1 protein-coding gene is annotated in these 1,409 nt (G+C 75.5%); it reads left to right on the forward strand.

The window, feature by feature from the left end; all coding sequences use genetic code 11:
• Positions 1 to 1,235, forward strand: a 1,235-nt coding sequence (locus tag AB0J09_RS64720; RefSeq protein WP_360714419.1) for an aldehyde ferredoxin oxidoreductase C-terminal domain-containing protein, incomplete at its 5' end; no start/stop codon positions are given.
• Positions 1,236 to 1,409 lie beyond the last annotated feature (174 nt).

Below are 1,409 nucleotides of genomic sequence, written 5' to 3' on the forward strand. Positions count from 1 at the left end.
TCGGGGCCAAGAACCTCAAGGCCATCGTGTGCGTGGGCGACGCGCCCGCGGAGGTGGCCGGCCCCGAGGCGGTCGCCCGGATCGCCGCCTACTACCGGGACTCACTGGCCACGAACCCGCTCGCGGCGCTCCAGGCGGGGCTGCCGGGGTTCGCCGGATGGGTCGGAGAGCCGCCCGCCCCCGGGTACGCCTCGGTGCGGAACTTCTCGGTGTCCGGCGCGGCCGGGCTGCGGGTCCCCGAGATGCGGGACTACGACGGACGGGCGGTGGCGACCACCGGCGCCTGCCCCGGCTGCCCGAACGACTGCCTCAAGGTGTACGCGCCCCCGGGCACCGCGGAGCGGAGGTCGGGGGGGCTCGGGCAGGAGGCGTTCCTCTCGCTCGGGTGGAACCTCGGGATCGACGACCTCGACGCCGTGCTCGGCGCGAACGCCCTCTGCAACGACCTCGGCCTCGACCCGGTCTCCCTCGGCGGGACGCTGGCGTTCGCCATGGAGTGCGCCGAGCACGGCCTGCTGCCCGGCGGGCCCGCGTTCGGTGACGCGGCGGCCTTGCCCGGGCTCATCAGGGACGTCGCGACACGTACCGGCGCCGTGGGCGACCTGCTCGCCGAGGGCGCGGCGCGGGCGGCCGCCAAGCTCGGTCCCGGTGCCGCCCCGTACGCGATGACCGTCAAGGGCGCCGAGCTGCCCTGCTTCGACCCCCGCGTCCAGCCCGGCATCGGGCTCGGGTACGCGATCGCCCCGGGCGGGCCGCGCTACGACGCGCTGGAGCACGACCTCGACTTCGACCCCGTCGCCGGGCTGGCGTACAGCTTCGGCGAGGCCGGCCGGATCGGGGTGGAACCCGCCCCGGTCGCCGAGCTCGACGCCGAGCGGGGACGGCGCACCGCCCGGCTGCTGCGGCTGTGGAGCGGGCTCGACGCGCTGAACCTGTGCGTCTTCGCCTCCTCCCCCACCCGCCCGCTGACCGTCGACCACCTGACCGCCCTGGTCACCGCCGTCCACGGGGACGAGTTCACCCTGGACGACCTGCTGGCTGCCGGCCAGGCGCGGCTCGACGCGTTGCGCGCGTACGCGGCCCGCGAGGGCGGCGGCCCCGACGAGCTGCCCGCCCGGATGCACGACGAGCCCATCACCGAGGGGCCTCACCAGGGCGCCGTGCTGGACCGCGCCTCGTTCGAGCGAGCCCGCGACGCCTTCTACGAGGAGCTCGGCTGGCCCGTGCGGGACTGATCTCCCTCTTGTCCGGTTTGCGGGGATCGGGTTATGGTCAGGTCAATCGTTTGACCTAATGAGGTCCATCGGGGATGGCTGTCACGATCGACCTGAGCGGGCGGACGGCGCTCGTCACGGGCGGCGCCGGGGGGCTCGGCTCGGCGTGCGCCCGCGCGCTGGCCGAGGCCGGGG

Origin of the sequence: Nonomuraea sp. NPDC049784, assembly GCF_040659615.1 — a bacterium.
In the GTDB taxonomy this organism is placed as follows: domain Bacteria; phylum Actinomycetota; class Actinomycetes; order Streptosporangiales; family Streptosporangiaceae; genus Nonomuraea.